The organism is Fibrella aquatica (assembly GCF_041321135.1).
In the GTDB taxonomy this organism is placed as follows: Bacteria; Bacteroidota; Bacteroidia; order Cytophagales; family Spirosomataceae; genus Fibrella; species Fibrella aquatica.
Map to the genome: position 1 here is coordinate 66,717 of NZ_JBGGWF010000016.1, position 23,883 is coordinate 90,599.

Here is a 23,883-nt window from a genome sequence, read left to right on the forward strand (position 1 = left end):
TATGTTTCGAGTCAACAAAGGAGTGGATAGGCCCCCTCAGGTGTTAGGAATCAGAGGAATGAATTTCCTGCTGGTCTTAGGAGGGGCAGCGGTTGGACTGCTGGCTGTAAGCACGTTCATCATGATTGTCACAGGATGGTCAGGAATGATCTGTTATGGGACATACCTGGTTGGACTAATTGTTCTATACGGACAACTGGTACGGATTTCCAGGGTGCACGGGGAACGGGGAATGGCCCGAACACAAGGACGGGGCAGACAGCCTAAATTGATCATGGTTAGAAGTTCAGGGGTATATAAACAACTGAGGCATGAACCTAAAAAGTAAAGCTATTCATGACGTGTTTCCCCTAAGAGCCATTGAGCAGGATTGCCTCATATCGGTTCACGGGGATTTGACCGTTTGCTTCGCCGTTAGCTTACCAGAAATATTTACCCTGAATGCAAGTTTCGATGGGGTAGGGGAGGGGCGCGTTGAGCAGGGAGATTACATCACCCTGTGCAACGTATGGACAAAAGCGTTAGGTGTACTGCCAAGCTATACGATCCTGCACAAACAGGATTGGTTCGTAGAAGAAAACTATCAAACTTCAGGCGAAGGAGCAGGCACAACGCAACGCACATTCCTTGATCGGGCCAGTGATCGCCATTTCAATGAGCGTCCCTACCTCTACCACGAGTGCTACCTGTATTTAACCAAAACCCATCCAGAACGACGGGACGTGAGTGCGGTCAAAACATCGCTGGCGCGTGGTCGACTGGTACCAAAGGAAGTAGGGGATAAGCACAAAGTTGAGGAGTTCTTTAACAGCGTTGAGCAGTTCACTTCGATTCTGGAAAGTAGCCGGTTAATTGGCCTGCGTCGGCTACGATCATCCGAATTGGCCGGTACGAGCGAAAAAGCGGGCTTGATAGAGCGATACATGAGTTTATCGCTCCGCGATGAGGTAGTAACGCTGGCGGATTTAGAGATGGATGAGGAATTACGGGTTGGGGGTAAATACGCCAAATTCTACACAATTTCTGATATTGACGATCTGCCCGAGTGGGTGCACACCAATAACCGGGTTGAAGCACTCTCCACAGAACGGTCGAATGTGTCGGTAAGCTATGCGGCTCCGATTTCGCTGATGCTTCCCTGTAATCACATCTATAACCAATACATCTTCATCGAAGATAAGCAGGCAGCATTCCCAAAATTGGAGCAACGGGCCACACAAATGCGGTCGCTGGCCAACTTTGGGAAAGATAACGAAGTAAACGCCATGCTGTTGAACCAGTATCTCAGTTATGCAGCCGAGACAGGTTTTACGCCGGTACGTTCGCATTTCAACATTCAGGTCTGGACTGAAGACAGGAGCCGCTTACCCGTTCTGCGCAATCTGGTTTCCTCAGCCATCGCCAAGTTAGGGGTTCGTCCCCGTGAAAACACGAAGGACGCGTTAGGGCTGTTTTGGGCGGGTATACCCGGTAACGCGGCCGATCTGCCCAGTGAAGACAAATACTGGTCATTTGTACCGCAATCAGTGTGTCTACTCAATCAGGAAACAAACTACTATGATTCTGTCTCGCACTACGGCGTGAAATTGGTTGAGCGAATGAGCGGAAAGCCGTTGCTGGTCGACTTATCCGATAACCCGATGAACAAAGGGTGGGTAACTAACCGGAACAAGTTCATACTGGGTCCATCGGGCAGCGGCAAATCGTTCTTTACCAACCATGCACTGCGAAGTTTTCACGTACAGGGTAGCCACGCCGTCATTGTTGATGTTGGCCACTCGTACCGCGGACTGTGCGATATGCTGGGTGGGCTATATCTTACCTATTCAGAAGAAGAACCGATTAACTTCAATCCGTTCTTTATCGAAAACCGCCTGCTCCCCGACGTCGAGAAGAAAGAAGCCATCAAAGTACTACTGCAGACGCTCTGGAAACGAAGTGACGAGCGGCAAACGATGTCGGAATACACTGCGCTTTCGGATGCCGTGACGCAGTATTTCGAAAGTTACCTGCCCAATAATCCGGATACCTTCCCCTGTTTCAACTCGTTCTACGAGTTCATGCAGTCAGATTTCCCCCGGTACCTGGACGAACACAAAGTACAAATCGGCTATTTCGATTATGATAACTTCATCTATGTACTACGGCCCTTTTACAGGGGTGGAGAATACGAGGAGCTACTCAATAGCCGGGCTAATCTGGATCTGTTGAACATACCCTTTATCGTATTTGAGTTGGATAACATCAAGGATCACCCTATCCTGTTCCCAGTGGTGACCATTATCATCATGGACACTTTCATTTCAAAAATGAGAAAGCTGAATGGGGTTCGGAAGATAATTCTCATTGAAGAGGCCTGGAAAGCCATCATGAAAGATGGGATGGCTGAATACATCAAATACCTCTACAAAACGGTACGTAAGTTTTTCGGGGAAGCCTGGATCGTAACGCAGGAAGTGGACGACATCATTGGCAACAAGATCGTTAAAGACTCGATCATCAACAATGCTGACACCAAGATCCTGCTCGACCAGCGCAAGTACCGCAATAAGTTCTCCCACGTAAAGGATTTACTAGCCCTGACAGATAAGGAAAAAGACCTTTGCCTGTCATTGAACCGGGACCTCGACCCAAAGCGAAAATATAAAGAGGTCTTTATCTCCTGGGGAGGACAAGAATCAAAAGTATATGGCGTCGAAGTATCGACCGAAGAGTATCTGGCCTATTCAACCGAGCAAACCGAAAAAATGCGGCTCGAAGAAAAGGTGGCATCCTACGGCGGTAATTACGACTTAGCCCTGCGCGACTACGCCGACGAAGTGAAGACCGGCACCCTCGTTAGTCGCTAAATCTGCGAATCTATTTCTATACTGAAGTGAGGCAGTCTGTTAACAAACTGCTCTTGACCAGCCTTTGCCTTTTTGGTGGGATGTACCCCATTCAGGCCGGAGTCAGGAGCGTACCAAATGACTTACACTTTAAGCCGGCGATGGCTGAAGTGGACACCACAAATCCGGGGCAGCCTCCACAACAAGGACCACCGGGCCAGACGTTGCTTGGTGGTTTAGGCGATGAGTTATCCGGGGAAATCGAGCGTATCATCGGCGAAACAGAGAATTCCATTATGCAGGGTATTCAGGATGAACTTACCGGATTGCTTGGTAATGCCCTGGGCCAACTATTTGACGTCTCGCCTATCTCGGCGGTTAAATCGCTCCAGTCGATGGTGAAGGATGGTTTATCCAAGCAGCAAAAGATCGAGTATCAAAACTACAAGGTGGATTACGCCTGGAAAAAAGCACATATGGAGCTCTCGCCTGCCTTTGCTACGTACTATCGGGAGCTAAATCTGAACCAGCTTACCGGTGCCATTGGGGCCAGTAAGAAAGCGGCCGACAAATTTCTGAATACGTCAGCATTTACGGCTAAAGAAGCGGCAGCAATGCGACAGGTGTTACAGGGTGTTGCGGAAACAAGTGACCTGGATGCTGAGGTCAAAACAATCATTAACCTCGGCAGTAAACCGGTATGGATGTCAGAAGGGGAACGGTTATCAGCCCTGAATGCGGTTCGAACGGACCTTTATGACCGCATCAAGCGGACCAATCAGACATTGGCCCTAATCCGAGCGACCTATCAATTCCGATCTCGGGAGATCGCTAAAAACGCTTATCGACAGGGGCTGTACAAACAAAATTCAACGCTCAACCGGACAGTAAGCACCCGCTCTACTACCTACCAAACCAGATGAAAAAACGAACACTCTACTGGATCTGGCTTGGCTGCCTGGCTGGAACTGCCAACGCACAGATGCCTTCCGCCAATGCGATACCAACTGGAAACAGGGGTAGCAACGTCATTCAATCCGAGATTGACCAACTATTACGCGTGTCAGAAAGCGATATAATGGCGGGTTTAAAAGATGCAGGACTCGACTATGGTGAGCTTATAAAAGAAAAGGTCATGGATGAGGTAGTCAAAGGGATTGCTGATGCTACCATATTCGCTCCTATTGCTACCGTGATCATGGAGCAATACCAGAAACAGAAGAATAAGGACCTCGCCAAAGCCATTGAGCAACTGAAAAGAACATGGAAAGATGGCCAGGAACGGATCAATAAAGTTCGTTATCAGGACTTTAAAGTCAAATATGCCTATCAGCAAGCGATGAACAAGGCTCCGATGGACGTGATGCAAGGCACCCGTCGCCAAGCCATTGACGAGTCAGTAAAGGCATTGTGGACAGATGGGCTGCCCGTCGCCATAACAATCACGGATCCCACCAATGCTCGGCTCCTGAAAGAGGACATTGATGCGCGCTATCCAAACGAGGACATTGGCTGGACAGTGTTAGCCTCTGCTCGCTCATCGTTGCTAGCCGATGACAAAACATTGAAAGCAAAAATGGCCCTCGTTGAGAAGCAGGGTCAAACGGCGTACCTATCACCAGCAGACCGTCTTCGGCTACTTCGCGAAATTGATAAGGAAAGCAAAGCCCGTCGCACAACGCTACTGACAATGGACAAAATCACTTCGCAGGGGCTGGACTACTACAAATACCAACGTAATCGGAAAGCTTACCAAACTAAATACCTACGAACCCAATCGTATCGCTAAACCTCAACTGTATGCAATCAATTCTGTTGGTTTCGCCCGTCCTGGAAACATCGATCGACGAAGTGTTCACCCAGTTCTCAGATGGATTTGGGGCATTAGTTGCCTTCGGGCAGGCGATTGGCTTCATCGGCGCACTTTGCTACGTATTTTACCGAATCTGGGGCCACATGTCCCGAGCAGAACCCATCGACGTATATCCGCTGCTTCGCCCATTTGCCCTGGCCCTTTGTCTGCTAAGCTATCCGCTATTGGTCAAAGGAATGGTGGGTATCGGGCGGTTGCTTGATAAAGGAACCGGCTCCATGGTGGCCAGTCAAAAAGCGGAAGTGGAGCGTTTGAACCAGGTCAAGAAAGCAAAGGTCAAAGAGAATTGGAACAAGATTTTGATTCCACCCGGCGAAGATGGGGAAATTGGTACCTGGGATGTTGTAAAGACTGTATTCGGCCCTACAGGGAGCGGTAACAGTTTGGTAGGAAATGCCGTGAGCGGGGTCATGCAGTATTACTTTGATCAGTTTCTGAGCTGGCTGGGGGAGATCTTCTACGATCTGGCGGCTATTTACATCAAACTGATCAGCACATTCTTTTTGATCGTACTGGCGCTCACCGGCCCAATCACCTTTGGTCTGGCCACCTTCGAATGGTTCTACTCCGGTCTAGCCGCCTGGTTCTCGCGCCTGATCCATATCCTGCTATACATTCCGCTGGTCAATATTCTGGGTTCGATTCTGGAGACAATCCATATTTCCATGCTGAATCAGGATCTAGCCGTTTTTGATGAGCAGCTACGATCTGGAAATACCGGCATGGGTTCGTCCGATTGGGGGCTAATCATTTTCTATTTCATTGGCGCTGGGGCGTACCTGTCAATCCCCAAAGTAGCCTCCTACATTATTGAATCTACCGGAGTGGGTGATGCAATCAGTTCAGCCACCCAACCAACAGCAATGGTAGCCGGGGCCAGCACAGGTCAGGCAGCCGGGGCTGGAGCAGCCTCACTAGGTCGAAGTGTTGCCAGTGCTTTCTCATCGTCAACATCGCAACCGACGTCAAACAGCATCTAACATGAACGGACAATTTCGTTACCTGACCAATTTAGAAACATCCTTCAAAATGGTGCGCTGGATGGCCATCATTGCGGTAGTTGGAAGTCTCGCGTTCGCGCTGGGTGTAGCCTATTGGGCTTTCGCCGAGGTATCGGCCAGTCGCCAAAAAGTGTACGTACTCGACAATGGAAAGTCCATTATGGTAGCCCTCGCTCAGGAGCAGAATATCAACCGGCCCGCTGAAGCAAAAGACCACATCAAGACATTTCATCGGCTCTTTTTCACGCTTGAGCCTGACGAGAAACAGGTGGAAGGTAATATCCGAGAAGCAACGTACCTGGGCGATCGATCGGTTGTCAGGTTGTATCAGGATTTGCAGGAAGCGGGATATTATGGACAGTTGATTCAGGGTAACGTACACCAGAAGGTAGAGATTGATAAAGTCGAGGTCAATTTTAGCCAATCGCCCTATCGTGTTGTGACCAGCGGACGTCAACTACTGATCCGGGCGAACAACATTACCATCCGAAAATTAGTGACGGAGTGCTACCTCATTGATGTGGCCAGGACGGACAATAATCCGCATGGCTTCATGATTGAGCGGTTCAAGGTGGTCCAGAATCAGGACATTGAAACGGTTCAGCGGTCCAACCAGACTTCGAATCTATGAACAGGCCACATCATACGTACTGGCGGTTATGGCGCAGACTTGTTGTCCGAAGACTAAGAGGGTGGGAAAGTCGACCTGTATCTCAGCGAAAATGGCACGTGCTGGCCGCATTTTTTACCCTTTTGCTACTGGGTGGGTGGTCAGTGAGTATGAATCTATCGCACCAGCCACCTGCCCTGCCTTACTGTTTCTCCAAGGGTCAACCATTAACCCCGAAGGTATCTAATCATTCAGAAACCCAACGTGTAACTCATGAACCTTACCGATCCGACTCAACCAGAAAATTACATCGATAATCCGTCACCTGCGGATATTCCTGATCCGGCCGTAGCACCAACGGCACGCAAATCGTTTCAGGACGTCTTGAAAGACAAACGGTTTTGGATGACAGCACCCGTGTTGTTACTCGCGTTGGGATCAACCGGGTACTTCCTGATTGCTGGGACTGAGAGCAAACAAATGCCGCTCATCAACAATGTGAACGCTACGATCCCTAACGCACAAACCGACAGCGTACCCAAGTCTAAGTTGGAACTGCAGGCAGCGGAACAGCGACAAGGCTTAAACAGTCAGTCTACCGTCAACGGTATGCAAACTGGTGTTGTCCCTGCACTACCTGCATCAGCGCCCTCTACGGGTTTACCTGCTACGCTCGACCCTTACGTATACAAGCAAAAACGGATGCCCGAAGCAATCGATCCCGAATTTGCCGCTATGGACTCGTTGTATAACCCTTCGCCCCCTCCGCGTCAAAACAGGGTAGGAGGTAGACCCCGTCCAACCAATCGAATTCGGGCGGTCTCAACAGGTTATGCCCAAACGGCACTTCCTGATGAATTTGATGAGGAGGCATTGCCCAGACGGGATGTGCAGAAACAAGTAGAGGATAGACAGCGATTACTGGCTTTATTGACAGAGTACAAGCGGGACAAAGAAGCCAAGGCAGCTATTGCCCGCGAAGGGGAGCGGCCGCGTAAGGCAGAATCAGGAGCTGTCGTCTCTACGTTGGGGGAAACCACCAATCGACGACTGAATGGTTTCTATGGGTTATACACACAGGACCAGAAAGGGGGTCAGGAATCGGCTTTAACGGAAGATTTAGGCACCATCCGGGCGGTCATTCATCAAGATCAGCAAATTACCGATGGAGGACGGGTACAGCTTCGCCTACTGGAGCCAGTGACTGTACGTGGTGTTCTCATTCCGGCCAATACACTGGTTTTCGGTACTGGCAGTTTTGGTACGGAACGCGTGGGTATTACGCTAAGTAATCTTCAGTACGAAGGACACATATTTCCAATCAAGCTCACAGTGCATGATATGGACGGTATGCCTGGCGTGTTCGTGCCGAACGTGCTGGCTGCGCAAGAAGGAAAGCAACTTCTGGGACAGACGATTAGCGGGGCCAACTACAATCTGAATGGTACCTCAGCCAATAGCGCCAAAGCAGCCGCAACAATGGCCGGCATATCAGCTGCACAGTCAGGCCTATCTGGTGCTCGAAGCATTCTTCAACGAAAGATTGTCCAACAGAAGGCTACGCTGAAAGGAAACTATTATGTACTGCTCAAATGATCTTAGCCAGTTAATTACTGAACTAAATGAAACGACTTATTATTTCTGTTAGCGCGCTCCTCATCCTATCGGGTCCGGGTATGGCGCAACGCAAACCAACGTATATCAAGCGTACGTACGCAAAATTGATAAACAAGCGGGACGTGCCGGCCCGGTCTCCCATCACTGAAAGCCCTGTGCTGTTGGTTCAGCAACAAACGGTTGGTAAGCCAGACAGCACGCTTCGAGTTCAAAGTAAGTTTGCCGTAAACTTCCCTGAGAACAAGCCGGTATCGGCTTCAGGGGCTCCGCGCACTTCTCCAGAAGCTCTTATACAGCCCCAGCACATAATCCGTTCCTACTACGTCGATTTGGCGTACAACAAAACGGTATCGATCATTTTTCCAACGGCCGTGCGGTCAGTCGACCTGGGAAGCCGCAGCATCATGGCCGATAAAGCGGCTGACGTAGAGAACGTGCTGAAAGTCAAAGCATCGCAAATCGGCTTCAACGAAACTAACTTTTCGGTAATGACCACCGACGGCAAGTTCTACAGCTTTGTGGTCAACTACAATGAAACGCCAGCGGTCCTGGCCCTCAACCTGGCAGGGTTTGGAAATACGAAGCAGGGAAGCCAAGCCAGTCAGATTAACTTAAACGATCGCACCCAATCTGTAAATGGTCTCGATGGCCAGGATGGAAATATTCAGTTCGCAGGGGTGAAAGCAACGCAGTCAGACATCGTTTATGCCAGTGACCGCATTCTACACAATCGTAGCCGGGGAAAACGGGGAACAGAGGCCAACAAGATGGAAGCTCGATTACGGGGGCTATATGTGAAAGATAATGTGCTTTATTATCGGCTAGCCATCGAGAATGAATCGAATCTTAACTACGACATCGATTACGTGCGGTACTTCATCGTAGATGGCAAAACGGCAAAACTGACCTCCCGGCAGGAGATTGAATTACGGCCCATCTATGTGCATAACGAAGCAATTACGACGGTGCGTGGGCATCAAAGGGTCGAGCGCGTATATGCCTTTCAGCGGTTTACTATACCGGGCAATAAGCAGTTGCTGATTGTGATTGGCGAACAGAATGGCGGTCGGGAACTAGCGTTTCAGGTACAGAACAAGGACATCATGAAGGCCCGTCCATTATAAGGGCACTATCTACCAACCAGAAAAGCTCCGTCACAAGCGGAGCTTTTTGCATTTATTCTATTCCTTACCGACGTTCTTGTTGACGCAATCGCCGACTCATCTGGTCACTATCGCGTTGCAGTTTGTCAATGCGCTGCCGTTGCCGCTGCTGCACAAAGCCACGAATGAAGAAAAACAGGAAGAAAACTACGAATCCAATTACCATCGCTCACACTCCTTTCTACCCGTCAACCGGATTTAAGTCTATTTAGTCGAAAGGTATAGTAAAGTGTATTATTTGTCAAGTGTTGGCAACGTACGACCCTCATTATAGAGTAGGCCCTTGCTCCCTGCTATACATGCTTTACATTATGGAATACCTTCATTGGGCATTGGGTCCCTCTGGAAAAGTAAGCCACGGGGTGCCACGACAATTCCTCAATTAGCTTAAAAGTTCTGTATCGCAAACTCACATCTATCGCTGAAAATGATACGTTGATTTATGAGATAACAATTTGCGATTGAGCAAAGGTAAGATTGGGTCAGTCGTTTTAATTTCGGCAACTGTCACTTTAAACGGGCGTTTCTTGCGCCATTATCTTTCGTACTATCCTAAGAACGTATGTTACGCCAATATGAAGTTGCAGTCTTCACTCCAAAACTTCAATTTTTGTACAGAATCAGAAGGTATTTTGGGCGTGTTTAAATAGCCCGCACGACCGTTAATTGGCATGATTCGACTTCTAATTTTATTGCTCCTGATTACTTCGTCTCTTTTTGCCCAAAATACGTTTGTTGCCCGCGTTTTGGATGCCACATCAAAGACACCACTGCCCGGAGCTACGGTACAAATAAAAACCCTCAAGCGTGGAGCCGTGGCCAATGGCAATGGCATTATCACCATAACCGATCTTCCGTCAGATGAATATGAAATCGAGGTGCGATTTATAGGCTATAAAGAAGTCGAGAAGGAATACAAATTCCCGTTAAAACGGGCCGACACACTGACCTTTTTACTCTCACCGGTTGGGGAAGAACTCGGCGAAATTACCGTGTCCACTACCCGAAGCAGCAGAACCATCAGTGACATTCCAACCCGCATCGAAGTTATATCGGCGGGTGAGTTGGATGAAAAAGTTAGTGGGCAACCCAGCAACATCCGCACCTTGCTGTCCGAAAGCACGGGTATTCAAACTCAACAAACATCCCCCACCTCAGCCAACACCACCCTTCGCATTCAGGGTCTGGATGGTCGATATACTCAGTTAATGCAAGATGGATTTCCGCTGTATTCCGGTTTTGCCAGTGGACTAAGTATTTTGCAAATTCCTCCTCTTAACCTCCGACGAGTGGAAGTGCTTAAAGGGGCTTCTTCGACGCTCTACGGCGGGGGTGCCATTGCCGGACTGATTAACTTAATTACTAAAGAGCCAACTGCGGAACGCGAACTCACTTTTTTGGCTAATTACAATCAGACCCAGGCACTGGATTTGAGCGGTTTTTATGCGCAGCGGTTTGGTAAGATCGGACTAACGCTGTACACAGCGCGTAACATCCAGCGGGCCTATGATGTCAACCAGGACGGCTTCTCCGATATTCCAAAATTTGAGCGATACACCCTCAGTCCCAAGCTATTTTATTACCTCAATCCGACCACGACCATCAGCTTGGGTGTGAACACTAGTTTCGAAAATCGGCTAGGAGGAGATATGCAGGTTATCGCTGGTCAAGCAGACAATACCCACTCTTATTTTGAACGCAACCAAACCAACCGCATCTCTACGCAATTCCGGTTCGATAAAACCTTTACGAGCCAAGCCGTGCTAACCCTAAAGAACAGTGTCAGTTGGTATACCAGGGCATTAACCCGGCCGAGTTATACGTTTGATGGCCAGCAAACAGCCAGCTTTTCAGAAATCAGCTATAGCCGACCCAATCCAGTCTTCGAATGGGTCATTGGGGGCAATCTATGGACCGATCAATTTATCCAAAAAAACGCCGTCGCCCTCCCGCTGAATTATGGTTTAACGACGGTTGGCGCATTCGCGCAAAGCAACTGGAAGCCATTGGCTGACCTGGTTTTGGAGACTGGCTTACGTACCGATTATACCAGCCGCAATGCCTTTTTGGTCTTACCCCGGGTGTCAGTCCTGTACAAATTCTCCCCTCATCTTACCAGCCGCATCGGGGGCGGCCTGGGTTATCGCTCCCCCACTCCGTTTACCGACGAATCCGAAACGCTGGGCTTTCAAACTATTAGCCCCCTTAATTTTGCCACTGTACATACAGAAACTTCACTGGGGGGTAATGCGGATATCACCTACCGGACCCCGTTGTTTGAAACAATCAATTTGTCCGTGAATCAGTTGTTTTTTTACACCCGCCTGAATAACCCGACCCTGCTGAACACGATCCCAGATAAAAGCGGTCAATACGCATTTTATAGTGCAGCGGGCTACCTTGATTCCAAAGGGTTTGAGACCAATATTAAATTCACTTATGACGAATTAGCCTTGTACCTGGGCTACACCTACACGGATGCTAAGACGTATGCTAGTGGCACCATCCAGCAAAATCCGTTTACCTCAAAAAAACCGGCTTTATACTACGCTGCTCTATGAAATCGAACCTCATTTACGGTTAGGGTACGAGTTATTCTATTTTGGTCAGCAAACTATCCGTGATGGGGATATAAAGCAAAGTTATTGGGTAATGGGGGTATCCGCAGAGTATAAATGGAAGCATTTCAGCGTTTTCGCCAATGCGGAGAATTTTACGGATGCCCGCCAATCCCGCTTTGAACCAAGTTATACGGGTAGCTTTCAAAATCCCCAGTTTAACGATATTTGGGCACCAACAGATGAATTCATCTTTAATGCAGGTTTCAAGTTGATGCGTTAAGTGATTCTGACTTATGGGGTAACTATTTTTTTAAATTAACACGGATATAACTATGTAGCATACAGAGTAAATTTATTTATTAAAAATTACTCTGATCATTCGCTCAACGGAAACCAACGTTCAATATTTGTTCAGAATCCAGCTCTACTTTAGCTGTTGGTAACCGGCCTTTCCTTAAAAGGCGGTAATCTGACTGCCCATGAAACTGCTAATTGTTGAGGACGAATTACCCTTATTGAACGACATCAAAGCTTACTTCGCTGATGAGAATTTCGTCTGCGAAGGGGTCGAGACTTATGAGCAGGCCGTTGAAAAGGTAAGTCTTTACGATTACGATTGCTTGTTAGTGGATATTACGCTGCCCGATGGGAATGGTCTGGATCTACTAAGTCTGTTGAAAACCCTCAAAAAATCGCAGGGCGAGTCAGCACCGGGTATTATCATTATTTCTGCTAAAAACTCCCTGGATGATCGCATTCGAGGACTGGATCTGGGTGCGGATGATTATTTAACCAAACCTTTTCACTTATCGGAACTCAACGCCCGGTTAAAAGCCATTATTCGCCGTCGCAATTTCGCTACCACCGATCAGTTGACGGTTGGTCATTTACGCATTGATCCGTTAAGCCGACAGGCCTGGTCAGGTGACCGGATACTAAATCTGACTCCCAAACAGTGGGACATCCTGCTCCATTTACTGGCCAATCGAACGCATGTCGTTTCTAAATCATCGCTGGCTGAGCACCTCTGGGGCGATCACATCGATCAGGCGGATTCCTTCGATTTTTTGTTTGCCCACATCAAAAATCTGAAGAAAAGACTGGCCGGAGCCAATGCGGGTATCGAAATACGAACCGTCTATGGGGTAGGCTATCAACTGATTGAATCATGAACCTACTCACCGTTACAACGCGCTATTTTCTGGGCTTGCTCTTGATGCTACTCGTCCTGTGTTCCGCCATTTCCTACGCGGTGATGCGTTATGCGGTCAATAGTAACATTGATGAGATTCTATTTAACCGCCGGAATGCCATTATCCGTACGTTTGCCCGGCAACAGGGCGTATTGCCCAGAGATGCTGCTGACTATAACGACTTTATTCTCAAACCGCTTCCCAGGAGTGTTCAGATCGATACCTCGCTCCGCTACAGCGACACGCTGATTTATGAGCCGACCGATCAGGAAGAGGACGAATACCGGAAACTGCAAACGCAGTTCAGCTTTCAGGGTAAACCTTACGCCCTAACCATTGTCCGTACCCATTTAGAAAACCCCGAGATCATCGGCACGATATCGGCTACACTGATCCCCCTCTATCTTTTTGTCATCGGCGGATTGCTCATCGCCGGTCGTTATCTCACGCAGCGGCTATGGACACCCTTCTACCACACGCTCACCAAACTAACCGAATTTGACCTGGATTCAACGGCTCCGATCCAGTTTGAACCTGCCCATATCACTGAATTTGAAGCACTTAATCAGGCCGTGAGTGGCTTAACGGCACGGAATCAACGGGCCTATCAGCAGCAAAAACAGTTTATCGAAAACGCGTCGCACGAAATGCAGACGCCCTTAGCGGTCATTCAAACTAAAATCGAACTCTTATACCAGCAGCCCCAGTTAGGCCAACAGCAAGCGTCACTACTGCATGCGGTGGGCGGACAAACCGAACGATTGACTCGGTTGAACAAAGCGTTGCTATTGCTCTCTAAGATCGACAATCGACAGTTTACGGATCGTACCCGCGTGGTCTGGGCAGACATCGTGACCAATATTCTGCCCTACTTTGAGGAGCAGGCTGAAAAATATTCTCTGACGATCCATTCGGCTATTGAACCCGGTGCGCACGTCCATACCAACCCCGTGCTGGCGGATATTCTGCTGAGTAACCTGCTTAAAAATGCCTTCGTCCATAACGTGCCGAATGGACAAGTCAACATTCGTACGGAAGGACGCACCTTAACCGTGGAGAATACCGGCGAAGCTCCCGACATTGCTCCTGATTTGCTCTTCGAGCGATTTCGGAAAGCATCGCGACAAAAACAAACGCTGGGGCTGGGACTGGCCATCGTCAAAAGTATTGTCGACGTGAATGGCTGGCAAATCAGTTACGTATACGCCGACGGACAACATCGGGTGAGTGTCAATTATTGACGTGTTCAGTTTTAATTCAGAATGACCCTGTACGTTTACGGATGATTGATCTCTAACCTTTTTTCTAATGTGGTTTTCCCGGTACGTAATCCTATGGCTAGCCTGGCTAACAATTTCTACGTCATGGGCCCAACCAGCCCGGCTGACGGATTTGCTGAAACAGGCGGAACAAACCTATCCGGCGCTGAAAGCCGCCCGGTACCGACTGGATGCACTCGGTAAAAATGATGCACTCATTCAGCAAACGGCCCGCCCATCGCTCGATGCAGCATATGGTGCAAACCTGGCTACCTATAACAACATCACGGGGCTGTTTTTTCCTCCCTTTGTATTGCCTATCAGTGGCCCTCCCTCGGCATCGAACAGCTACCAACCGGTGGCCGGCAGTTCAGCTAGTTTACTCCTGGGTTGGCAACCGATTAGTTTCGGCAAACGGGATGCCCAGCGGGCAGTGGCCGGAGCTGAAGTCAGGGCCAGTGAAGCCGGACTTGGGAACGAGCGGTTTAATCTGAATATCAGGTTGATCAGCGCCTATTTAGATCAGATTCTGTTTCAGGAACTCCTGGGCGTCTACCGACAGAATATTCAGCGGGCGCAAACGGTACTCACGCAGGGCCGGGTGCTGGTAGCCAATGGATTACGGCCCGCATCGGATACGGCTTTACTGCGCAGTGAACTCTCAAGGGCCGGGGTCGAGCTGTTACAAGCGCAGCAGGCCTTGCAAACGGCCCAAATCAATCTCGGCGAGTTTGTCACTGGTACGGCTTCGCAGGTGCAGGCGGACTCGCTTTTATTTACGCGCCTACCGGCTTTACCCGGCCAACCCGACTCCTTATCGGCTCATCCCGCCATTCGACTCGCCGAGCAACAAATTCGGGTGAGTGAATCCAAAGAGGTGCTGGTTCAGAAAGCCCGGCTGCCTACCCTCAGCCTGTGGGCCACGACCTATGCCCGTGGATCAGGGGTATCGGCAACGGGTGAGGTGAAAGCAGCAGAAGGCTTGCTACTGACCCGACTGAATTACGGGGCTGGCCTCCAGTTAGCGCTTCCGTTACTGAATGGCCCAGAGGTACGGTTGCGCGGCCAGCAACAACATCTGCTGACGAGTGCCTTCGCCGAGGAACTAAATCAAACCCGTTTGCAACTCTCCACCCGGCTGCAACTAGCGCAGACCAGCCTGCAAAATGCCCTGCTGGTAGCTCGCGAACTTCCCATTCAAGTGCAGGCGAACCAGACGGCCTATAATGCCCTGCAAACGCGTTACACCAATGGTCTGGTGACCCTGACCGATCTGGCCCAGGCCCAATACGGGCTGGTGCGGGCGGAAACCGACCTGCGCCGGGCCTACTGGTCGGCCTGGCAAGGCTTACTACAACAAGCTGCGGCTACCGGCGATTTATCCCAATTTTTAACCCAGCTACCCTGACATGATTGGACTCATCACTGCCGCCTTGCGCCGACCGATTACGGTTCTGATTGTGCTGGTGGGCATCCTACTAGCGGCTGGTTTGTCGATCCGTCGGATGCCCATCGATATTTTCCCCCAGCTTGGAACGCCTACCATTTACGTCGCTCAAACCTATGGGGGATTGTCTCCTCAGCAGATGGAAGGTTTCGTGACGTCCTATTACGAATACCATTTCCTCTACATTACGGGCATTAAATTCGTGGATAGCAAATCCATTCAGGGTTTGTCGCTGATCAAGTGTCAGTTTCAAGAAGGAACCGACATGGCCTCGGCGATGGCCGAAGTAGTGTCTTACGTGAACCGAGCCCGGGCCTTCATGCCACCTAATCTGCAAGCCCCCTTCATCATGCGGTATGACGCCGGTTCGGTGCCCGTTGGCCAGTTGGTGTTCAGTAGTCCAACTCGTTCATTAAATGAAATTCAGGATCTGGCTCTGTTTAAAGTAAGACCTATGTTTGCCGCGCTGGCAGGTGTATCGGCCCCGCCCCCCTTTGGCGGCAACCAGCGAACGGTGGTCGTTAAAGCCGATCCCGAACGCATGCGCAGCTATGGACTGACCCCCGATGAATTAGTCACGGCTATTGCCAAAGGGAATCTGCTCACCCCAGCGGGTAACCTTCGCGTCGGTGATCAACTATTGATCACCCCTCAGAACACCGTAGTCGATAACATTAAGGAACTCGAAAGCCTGCCCATCAAACCAACCCGAAGCCTGACCGGGAACGGGGGTAATCCAGCCGGAACGGTCTATGTGCGCGATGTAGCCACGGTCGATAATGGAGCGGATATCACGACGGGCTATGCGCTCATTAACGGTAAACGGTCGGTCTATATCCCCGTGACTAAACGGGCCGATGCGGCTACCTGGGACGTCGTCCAACGAATTAAAAAAGCGTTGCCGGAGATGCAGGCTGCCATTCCCGACGACATCAAGGTATCCTACGAGTTTGATCAGTCGGGCTACGTGATCAACTCGCTGCGTAGCCTGCTTTTCGAGGGTGGATTAGGTGCCTTGCTGACGGGTTTGATGGTACTCTTGTTCTTACATGATCGACGCAGCGCCCTGATCGTAGTGCTGACTATTCCGGTGGCCTTGCTATCCGCCCTGGTGTTGCTGAACCTGTTCGGGCAGAGTCTCAACATCATGACCCTGGGCGGACTAGCCCTGGCCGTTGGTATTCTGGTCGATGAGGCCACCGTAACCATTGAGAACATTCACCGGCATCTGGAACAGGATGAAGAGCATTCGGTTCAGGCCAAAGCCCGGGCCATTGCCGATGCCTGCCAGGAAATTGCCGTTCCCAAACTGCTCATTCTGCTATCAATCCTGGCCGTTTTTGTGCCATCCCTGTTCATGTCAGGGGTACCGCGCGGGTTGTTTCTGCCCTTATCGCTGGCCGTTGGCTTTGCTATGATTGCCTCGTTTCTATGGTCGCAGACGTTAGTGCCGGTACTGGCCAACTGGCTGCTTAAAAACAAAAGCCATGCAACACCTGCTACTCGATTTGACCGATTTTCACAGGGTTATGCACGCTTCACGGGCCGATATGCTAGGCGCGGTGGATTGGTTTTAGCCCTCTATGGCCTGGTCGCGGTGGGGCTGATGGTCGTCTTGTACATAGGCGTTGGCAAAGAATTATTTCCCCGTGTGGATGCGGGCCAGTTTCAGGTACGCTTACGGATGCCAGCCGGAACGCGCATTGAACGGACGGAAGATCAAACCAAAAAAGTGCTGACAATCATTCATCAGCTTGCCGGATCAGGAAATGTAGCTATCTCATCGGCCTATGTTGGTTTACAACCGCCTACTTATGCTATTAGTCCCATTTATCTGTGGACGAGTGGCCCGCATGATGCAGTTCTGCGGGTTAACTTTAAACCCGGTTCGGGGATTCAGTTAGCCGATTTTCAGGAGCAACTCAGAGCCGAGGTTACGAAACAAATTCCGGCGATGCTGATCTCGTTCGAACCCGCCGATCTGGTAGATCAAGTACTCAGTTTGGGTACCGCTACCCCTGTCGATGTGGCGATACAAGCCAAAAATCTGGTTCAGGGGCGGGTGTTTGCCGAAAAAATCAGAAAGCAACTGCTGGCACTGCCCGCCCTGCGCGACGTGCAATACAGTTTACCCCTCGATTACCCAACCCTGCAAATTAACTACGATCGGTTGCGAACCGGACAGATGGGCTTGACACTTGATGAGATAAGCCGGTCGGTGGTGGCAGGTACGTCATCCAGTCGACTGACCCAGCCGGGTTACTGGCTTGATAAAGCATCGGGGAATTCCTATCAGGTGCAAATCGAATACCCGCAATTTCGCATGAACAGCCCCGCCCAATTGGAAGCGATTCCAGTATCGTCCAGTGGCAATCAGCGCGTTTACCTCCGGGATGTAGCGGACTGGAAACGGCTCAATACCCCCGGCGAATATGACCGACTCAATCAGCAACGCTACATCACGCTGACGGCTAATTTACACGGCCAGGCGCTGGGCGGAGCCGTTTCAGACATTAAAAAAATCATTCATAACCTGGGCGAACTACCCGCCGGGATGAAAATAAGCCTGCGGGGACAGGCTGATCTATTAGCCCAAACGCTGAGTGAATTGTCACTGGGATTGGGGTTAGCGATTGTTGCCATATTTCTGTTGCTGGCCGCTTACTTTCAGTCCGTTGGCCTGTCGCTGGTGGTGCTCTCCACGCTGCCCGCCGTGCTGACCGGATCGCTGGGGCTTCTTTTCCTAACGGGGCATACGCTCAACATTCAATCGTTTATGGGGTGCATCATGGCCATCGGCGTAGCGGTCGCCAATGCCATTTTACTGGTGGCTAACGCGGAAACCGTCCGACGACTTCCTGCTTCAAAAAGCCGTGGTACAACCCAGGCCGATGCATCCCGAAAAACAGGTATTGGTTTTGGGGCCGGACAAACCAGGCTACGTCCCATTTTAATGACCTCGCTGGCGATGATGGCTGGCATGATTCCGATGGCCACTGGTTTGGGTGAGGGAGGAGATCAAACGGCTCCCCTGGGTGTCGCGGTGATTGGTGGGCTGCTGGCATCGACGGTGACGACCCTGTTGATCCTGCCGTTATGCTATGACGCGGTATTGGGCCGAAAAACCTACCAAAATCCATCCCTCGATCCGAACGATTCTTCCGCGTCTGTTTATTCGCCATCCCATTCTTAACCGCTACGACTCATGAAAAAAAGCCTTTTTATTCTGCTGATCAGCGGTTGGCTGGTGGCCTGTTCCGATTCTAAACCGGCCCAAACGGGTAGTGCTGGTATAAATAACCCAGGTGCCGAAGCCAAACCCGATACGTTGCAGGCCCTGGTGCTGTCCTCTGGCCCGGTTGAAAAAGCCATGAATCTTCCCGGCGAACTACTCCCTTTTGAGCGGGTGCAGCTCCGGGCTAAGGTGCCGGGCTTTATTCGCCGGATTGCGGTTGATATTGGTTCTCCTGTTCGAGCCGGACAAGTGCTGGCTGTGCTTGATGCGCCGGAGCAAAAAGCGCGCCTGGCCGAGGCCCGAAGCCGGATGCAGGTTAGCCAGGCTAAACTGGTGGCCAGTCAGGATGTGTACCGACGGCTGAGCCGGGCCGCGCAAACACCGGGTGTCGTGGCGGAGAGTGAGTTAGCGCGTGTACATGGACAGGTGGTCGCTGACAGTGCCGAAAACGTAGCCTCACGCTATGCGGCTAATGCCTTACGCGACATCGACAGTTATTTAGTGCTCAGGGCCCCGTTCGATGGGGTCATCACCAAACGCAATGCCGATGTGGGTACGTACGTGGGTACGGCGACGGATCAGCCGATCCTGGAAATCGAGAATAACCGAACGCTGCGTCTGCGGGTGGCTGTACCCGAAGCACTCACGGGTGGAAAATTGAAAGACAACAAAATTTCGTTTACCACCAAAGCCGTTCCCAATCAGAAGCAACAGGCTGTCCTGGTTCGCAAATCCGAAAGTATCGACGTGGGAACCCGTTCGGAAATCTGGGAGTTTCGAGTGGACAATACCGCCCATCAGCTAAAATCAGGTATGTTTGCGGATGTAACGCTCAAGCTGAGCCGGTCAAAACCTTCGGTTGTCGTACCCTTTTCAACGGTTGTCACGACCCTGGAACGAAAGTTCGTCATTCGGATTGTCGCTGGACAAACGCAATGGGTGGATGTGCGACCAGGCCTCAACGTACCGGATGGCGTGGAGATTTTTGGCGAAATACAATCCGGCGATACGCTGGTACTAAAAGGGAACGAAGAGATTAAGCCGGACACGAAAGTGGTGGCCACGGTAGAAAAGCCAAAAAAACCATAAACCCACCTGTTCACCTGTAGCCACAGCCAATGCGAGTCCTGTACGCCTGTTTGTATTTTGTTGCCTTTCTGAGCCTTGCCGGGCAAGCGCAGCAACTGGGCGTCAATGAAGAAGGGTATCAGATTCACATTAAAAAAGCACACGGATCAATAAAAGTCGATGGACGCTTAGACGAAGCGGACTGGCAACGGGCTGATACGGCGGCTAATTTCTGGCAGATCTTCCCCTACGATACCTCGCATGCCTTAGCCAAAACACAGGCTTGGCTGACCTTCGATGACAATTTTTTGTATGTGGCCAGCATTTGCCGACAATCGAACCATTACGTCGTGACCTCGTTGCGCCGGGATTTTGCACCGGGCAATTCGGACGTATTCGGCATTAATATTGATCCCTTCCGTGACAAGTTAAATGGGTTTAATTTTGCCGTGTCGCCCTATGGCGTGCAGCGGGAAGGGCTTATCACCAACGGTGGTGATTATACCACCAACTGGGATAATAAATGGTATTCGGCTGTCACCCGCAGTGATTCTGGTTATATCGTGGAAATGGCCATTCCGTTTAAAACCCTTCGCTACCGGCGGCAGGAAGGGATCAACACCTGGCTGATCAATTTTGTCCGGGCCGATATTACCCGCAACGAAACGTCGGGATGGGCACCGATACCCCGCAATTTTGGGGGTTTATCGCTGGCTTTTTCGGGAACCCTGCTTTGGGAAAGTCCACCCCCGCAACCCGGTGCAAATATTTCCCTCATTCCCTATGGGCTGGTGGAAACTGACCGGGATTTTCAAGGGGGGCATCCTTCGCAAACCAAACTCAATGCCGGATTTGATGCCAAAGTGGCGGTGACGCCTTCCCTCAATCTGGATGTGACGGTAAATCCTGATTTTGCCCAGGTCGAAGTGGATCAACAGGTAACCAACTTGAGTCGGTTTGAATTGTTATATCCCGAACGGCGGCAGTTTTTTCTGGAAAATAGTGATCTGTTTGGCTCGTTCGGCTTTAGCAGTGTCAATCCGTTTTTCTCCCGGCGCATTGGTCTGGCCCGCAATCCCCAGACAGGCTTTAACGAAAAAATACCCATTTTGGCGGGACTGCGACTCAGTGGCCGGTTGAATAAGAACTGGCGGATTGGCCTTCTGAACATGCAGACGGGCCGTCGAATGCTGGGGGATTCCGCGCAGCTACCAGCCACCAATTACGGTATGCTGGCCATTCAGCGCCGGATTTCAACCCGTTCGTATATTGGGCTGGTGTGGGTGAACAAAGCCCCGCTCGCCGTGCAGGCTTCGGATGTATCGGCCACCTACAACCGGGTGCTGGGTCTGGAATATTCGCTGGCTTCGGCCAATAACCAGTGGCAGGGGAAAGCGTTTTACTATCGTTCCTATAGTCCGGGCGACGCTTCGTCCGATAAATTGCCCCAATCCTACACCTGGGGGGCAACCATGCAGGTGGATAAACCGCGCTTTAACGGGCAGGTCGGTCTCTACGATGTAGGCGATAATTTCCGGGCCGAGGTGGGCTACGTACCGCGTCAGAGCTTACTCCGAACCTATGGGGAAGCGAATTTCGTATTTTATCCAAAGGGGCGCATCGGCAAGCTGATCAATCGGTATTACCTGGGGCCAGACTGGGATGTTCTCTACGGAAAGGTGCAGGGACGGATGGTCGATTGGGACGCTGGTTTATTTGGAGGGATCACCCTGCAAAATCAATCTCAACTCAATTTTGCGTTGCTGCGCTGGGATTATACGTATTTGTTTTCTCCGTTTGATCCTACCAACACCGGCGGCCCTGAACTGGCTCAGAATACATCCTATTTGTATTTCAGTAACCGGATCAATTTTATCTCCAACGTCCGAAAGCCGTTCTTTTTTTCAGCCAGTACGCGGTTTGGCGGCTATTTCAATGGCCAAATTGGTCAGCTTCAGGGCACCCTCAGCTACCGTCAACAACCCTATGGTATTTTCTCCATGGATTTTACCTACAATCATATTCGACTCCCCCAGCCGTTCAATACCTCGGATTTGCTGCTGGTGGGGCCAAAAGTCGATCTGTCTTTTTCGCGCAGTGCCTTTCTGACCGCGTATTTGCAGTACAACAACCAGATCAACAACGTCAATACCAATATCCGATTTCAGTGGCGGTATAAACCCGTCAGTGATTTATATGTGGTTTACACGGATAATTACTACGCGTATGCCATTAGTGATGACCGGGGTCGATTGGTAACCAATGCTTTCCAACCCAAAAACCGGGCCCTAGTACTGAAACTGACCTATTGGTTAAATCTGTAAGCGGGTTCTGCTTAGCTGACACGACATGATGCCATTTCCGGGTGAATGGCTGTCAGCCCTCATTCAGGATTAATTCAGAATTAGCCGCTACTTTTACCCTTATCTTAAACTTTACCCGTATGCAACGCAGACTCTTCTTACGCTCGGCAGTCGCGGCCAGCACCATCCCCTTATGTGGGGTATCCGACCAACCTGATTTGCCTGTGGGTAGCCTACTTGGAAAAACCCCCGCCTTAACGGCTGCCGAACAGGAAGCTATCGTTACTGCACTGGGCAAAAAAGGAACCTATAGTGAAGCACAGGCAACCTATAACGTGCCACTGCCTCGAAATGACTTGAAGGTTACGGTGAAAGGCGAGCCCGTACCGATTCCATTTGGCTTTGGTGGCTGGGTAGCGTTCAAGAAAACGCTCGATGGCAAACAAACCGTCATGATGAGCGATACAGTTTTGCTCGAAGCCGAAGTCAATCCGCTCATCGACGCTACCCACGCGGCTGGATTGGAAGTAGGGGCCATTCACAACCATTTCTTCTACGAAGAGCCGCGTATTTTTTACATGCACCTGCATGGCATGGGGGATACAGTAGAACTGGCCAACAAATATGCACAGGCGATACGGAACACGAAGTTGTTTCCAGCCAATCAGGTTGCTGCCACTGCACCGTCTGGTACCCCGGCGCTCACTGGAAAAGAGCTTTTTGAGTTGCCCGCTCTGGACGGGTTAGTCAACTACAAAGGGGTCGTGAATGGGCCGACGTATAAATATACCGTTGGACGGGATGATGTGCAGATCGTAGCGATGGGTGCTGAAATGACGGCCGCTATCGGTCTGAATTCCTGGGCGTCCTTTGCTGGAAAACAGGATGCGGCTCATATCGCGGGTGACATTGCGATGCTGGAAGGTGAGGTGAATAATGTCGTGAAGGCCTTACGAAAAAATAAGCTGGAGGTCGTAGCCCTGCACCACCATATGCTGGGTGAACAGCCGCGCACAGTTTTTCTGCATTACTACGGACGTGGGTCAGCCGTCGAACTGGCGAAAGGGTTTCGGGCTGCACTGGATCAGTTAGGTAAGCCGGGAATGCAACACTAGGGTCTCACCAGTCAGACGAAGCTACCGTATGAACAAATCGATAAGGCTTGATATAAAACCAGTCCTGTTTAGGGAGTCTATACGTTCCATTCGGCTACTGTGGTTTGTTAGTTTGCTGATAGCCAGTCAAGCTTTATATGGGCAGCAACTTCGCAATGAAAGCACGAGTGAGCCGGTGAATACGGTGGTTTTTGTCTGTGAACACGGAGCGGCCAGGAGTTTGATTGCCTCCGCTTATTTTAACCAATTGGCCCAGGAACGTAAGCTGCCAGTAAGGGCGATATTTCGCGGGCTAAATCCAGACTCAACGTTGTCGCAGCGTGCTGAATTGGGCCTTCAAACGGACGGCATCATTGTGCCCAAATTGAAACCAAGTTTACTCACCGGGCAAGATATGGCGAATGCCATTCATGTTGTAGCGCTGGATTGCACACTGCCGCAAACCAGCCTGGACACGCAAAAAACAAGTAGCTGGCAGATTCAATCATCGATCAGTCAAAACTATGAGAACGCTCGCGATGAGATCAAGAAAAAGGTAGAGGAATTGCTTAACTCGCTCAGCAAACAAGCCCTTAAATAACAAACTCGTTCTGCCCGTACTAGAAGCCGT

The 23,883-nt window shown here is 50.4% G+C and carries 18 protein-coding genes; all 18 read left to right on the plus strand.

Translation table 11 applies throughout. The features are described 5' to 3' along the window. The first annotated feature begins 1 nt into the window (after nt 1). Nucleotides 2-328, plus strand: a complete 327-nt coding sequence (locus ACAW87_RS23895) for a DUF4133 domain-containing protein (protein ID WP_255720944.1) — start codon at nt 2-4, stop codon at nt 326-328. Continuing rightward, entirely contained in the window at nt 312-2,849 is a 2,538-nt protein-coding gene (locus tag ACAW87_RS23900) for a TraG family conjugative transposon ATPase (RefSeq protein ID WP_370726173.1), read from the plus strand. The genes ACAW87_RS23895 and ACAW87_RS23900 overlap by 17 nt, the downstream gene beginning before the upstream one ends. 140 nt (nt 2,850-2,989) lie before the next feature. Then, the gene (locus ACAW87_RS23905; RefSeq protein WP_370726174.1) at nt 2,990-3,751 is read left to right on the plus strand and encodes a hypothetical protein; all 762 of its coding nucleotides are present in this window, start codon (nt 2,990-2,992) and stop codon (nt 3,749-3,751) included. Further along, nucleotides 3,748-4,617 (plus strand): hypothetical protein, encoded by an 870-nt coding sequence (locus tag ACAW87_RS23910; RefSeq protein ID WP_370726175.1) that lies wholly within the window; start codon nt 3,748-3,750, stop codon nt 4,615-4,617. Before ACAW87_RS23905 ends, ACAW87_RS23910 begins: the two co-directional genes overlap by 4 nt. Before the next feature lie 11 nt (nt 4,618-4,628). Then, nucleotides 4,629-5,681, plus strand: coding sequence for a TraJ family protein (locus ACAW87_RS23915; RefSeq protein WP_370726176.1), 1,053 nt, complete (start codon nt 4,629-4,631; stop codon nt 5,679-5,681). Nucleotide 5,682: 1 nt separating this feature from the next. Beyond that, nucleotides 5,683-6,333 carry a conjugative transposon protein TraK gene (gene traK, locus ACAW87_RS23920; protein ID WP_166693942.1) on the plus strand — a complete coding sequence of 217 codons (651 nt, stop codon included), beginning with the start codon at nt 5,683-5,685 and terminating at the stop codon, nt 6,331-6,333. Between the two features lie 252 nt (nt 6,334-6,585). Then, entirely contained in the window at nt 6,586-7,908 is a 1,323-nt protein-coding gene (gene traM, locus ACAW87_RS23925; protein WP_370726177.1) for a conjugative transposon protein TraM, read from the plus strand. A gap of 26 nt (nt 7,909-7,934) precedes the next feature. After that, nucleotides 7,935-9,053, plus strand: coding sequence for a conjugative transposon protein TraN (gene traN / locus ACAW87_RS23930; RefSeq protein WP_370726178.1), 1,119 nt, complete (start codon nt 7,935-7,937; stop codon nt 9,051-9,053). A gap of 76 nt (nt 9,054-9,129) precedes the next feature. Beyond that, on the plus strand, nt 9,130-9,294 hold the full coding sequence (locus ACAW87_RS23935; RefSeq protein WP_370726179.1) for a hypothetical protein: 165 nt from the start codon (nt 9,130-9,132) through the stop codon (nt 9,292-9,294). Nucleotides 9,295-9,763: 469 nt separating this feature from the next. Further along, on the plus strand, nt 9,764-11,653 hold the full coding sequence (locus ACAW87_RS23940; protein WP_370726180.1) for a TonB-dependent receptor: 1,890 nt from the start codon (nt 9,764-9,766) through the stop codon (nt 11,651-11,653). 479 nt (nt 11,654-12,132) lie between these two features. After that, nucleotides 12,133-12,825, plus strand: a complete 693-nt coding sequence (locus ACAW87_RS23945) for a response regulator transcription factor (protein WP_370726181.1) — start codon at nt 12,133-12,135, stop codon at nt 12,823-12,825. Beyond that, nucleotides 12,822-14,087: a sensor histidine kinase gene (locus tag ACAW87_RS23950; protein WP_370726182.1), complete on the plus strand. Its 1,266-nt coding sequence runs from the start codon at nt 12,822-12,824 to the stop codon at nt 14,085-14,087. The genes ACAW87_RS23945 and ACAW87_RS23950 overlap by 4 nt, the downstream gene beginning before the upstream one ends. A gap of 67 nt (nt 14,088-14,154) precedes the next feature. Continuing rightward, nucleotides 14,155-15,513, plus strand: coding sequence for a TolC family protein (locus ACAW87_RS23955; RefSeq protein ID WP_370726183.1), 1,359 nt, complete (start codon nt 14,155-14,157; stop codon nt 15,511-15,513). A 1-nt stretch (nt 15,514) separates the two neighbouring features. Next, complete coding sequence (locus ACAW87_RS23960; protein ID WP_370726184.1) at nt 15,515-18,745, plus strand: efflux RND transporter permease subunit; 3,231 nt, start codon at nt 15,515-15,517, stop codon at nt 18,743-18,745. A gap of 12 nt (nt 18,746-18,757) precedes the next feature. Then, complete coding sequence (locus ACAW87_RS23965) at nt 18,758-19,876, plus strand: efflux RND transporter periplasmic adaptor subunit (RefSeq protein WP_370726185.1); 1,119 nt, start codon at nt 18,758-18,760, stop codon at nt 19,874-19,876. 29 nt (nt 19,877-19,905) lie between these two features. Further along, nucleotides 19,906-22,179 (plus strand): DUF5916 domain-containing protein, encoded by a 2,274-nt coding sequence (locus ACAW87_RS23970; RefSeq protein WP_370726186.1) that lies wholly within the window; start codon nt 19,906-19,908, stop codon nt 22,177-22,179. Between the two features lie 119 nt (nt 22,180-22,298). Continuing rightward, on the plus strand, nt 22,299-23,273 hold the full coding sequence (locus ACAW87_RS23975) for a DUF1259 domain-containing protein (RefSeq protein WP_370726187.1): 975 nt from the start codon (nt 22,299-22,301) through the stop codon (nt 23,271-23,273). A gap of 28 nt (nt 23,274-23,301) precedes the next feature. Continuing rightward, nucleotides 23,302-23,853 carry an arsenate reductase/protein-tyrosine-phosphatase family protein gene (locus ACAW87_RS23980; protein ID WP_370726188.1) on the plus strand — a complete coding sequence of 184 codons (552 nt, stop codon included), beginning with the start codon at nt 23,302-23,304 and terminating at the stop codon, nt 23,851-23,853. Nucleotides 23,854-23,883 lie beyond the last annotated feature (30 nt).

What these genes read in the sequence shown, in the direction of transcription:
- ACAW87_RS23910 (WP_370726175.1), top strand. Translation starts at nt 3,748, where the DNA reads ATGAAAAAACGAACACTCTACTGGATCTGGCTTGGCTGCCTGGCTGGA.
- ACAW87_RS23940 (WP_370726180.1), top strand. Translation starts at nt 9,764, where the DNA reads ATGATTCGACTTCTAATTTTATTGCTCCTGATTACTTCGTCTCTTTTT.
- traM (WP_370726177.1), top strand. Translation starts at nt 6,586, where the DNA reads ATGAACCTTACCGATCCGACTCAACCAGAAAATTACATCGATAATCCG.
- traK (WP_166693942.1), top strand. Translation starts at nt 5,683, where the DNA reads ATGAACGGACAATTTCGTTACCTGACCAATTTAGAAACATCCTTCAAA.
- ACAW87_RS23905 (WP_370726174.1), top strand. Translation starts at nt 2,990, where the DNA reads ATGGCTGAAGTGGACACCACAAATCCGGGGCAGCCTCCACAACAAGGA.
- ACAW87_RS23955 (WP_370726183.1), top strand. Translation starts at nt 14,155, where the DNA reads ATGTGGTTTTCCCGGTACGTAATCCTATGGCTAGCCTGGCTAACAATT.
- ACAW87_RS23900 (WP_370726173.1), top strand. Translation starts at nt 312, where the DNA reads ATGAACCTAAAAAGTAAAGCTATTCATGACGTGTTTCCCCTAAGAGCC.
- ACAW87_RS23975 (WP_370726187.1), top strand. Translation starts at nt 22,299, where the DNA reads ATGCAACGCAGACTCTTCTTACGCTCGGCAGTCGCGGCCAGCACCATC.
- ACAW87_RS23970 (WP_370726186.1), top strand. Translation starts at nt 19,906, where the DNA reads ATGCGAGTCCTGTACGCCTGTTTGTATTTTGTTGCCTTTCTGAGCCTT.
- ACAW87_RS23945 (WP_370726181.1), top strand. Translation starts at nt 12,133, where the DNA reads ATGAAACTGCTAATTGTTGAGGACGAATTACCCTTATTGAACGACATC.
- ACAW87_RS23895 (WP_255720944.1), top strand. Translation starts at nt 2, where the DNA reads ATGTTTCGAGTCAACAAAGGAGTGGATAGGCCCCCTCAGGTGTTAGGA.
- ACAW87_RS23980 (WP_370726188.1), top strand. Translation starts at nt 23,302, where the DNA reads ATGAACAAATCGATAAGGCTTGATATAAAACCAGTCCTGTTTAGGGAG.
- ACAW87_RS23950 (WP_370726182.1), top strand. Translation starts at nt 12,822, where the DNA reads ATGAACCTACTCACCGTTACAACGCGCTATTTTCTGGGCTTGCTCTTG.
- ACAW87_RS23915 (WP_370726176.1), top strand. Translation starts at nt 4,629, where the DNA reads ATGCAATCAATTCTGTTGGTTTCGCCCGTCCTGGAAACATCGATCGAC.
- ACAW87_RS23965 (WP_370726185.1), top strand. Translation starts at nt 18,758, where the DNA reads ATGAAAAAAAGCCTTTTTATTCTGCTGATCAGCGGTTGGCTGGTGGCC.
- traN (WP_370726178.1), top strand. Translation starts at nt 7,935, where the DNA reads ATGAAACGACTTATTATTTCTGTTAGCGCGCTCCTCATCCTATCGGGT.
- ACAW87_RS23960 (WP_370726184.1), top strand. Translation starts at nt 15,515, where the DNA reads ATGATTGGACTCATCACTGCCGCCTTGCGCCGACCGATTACGGTTCTG.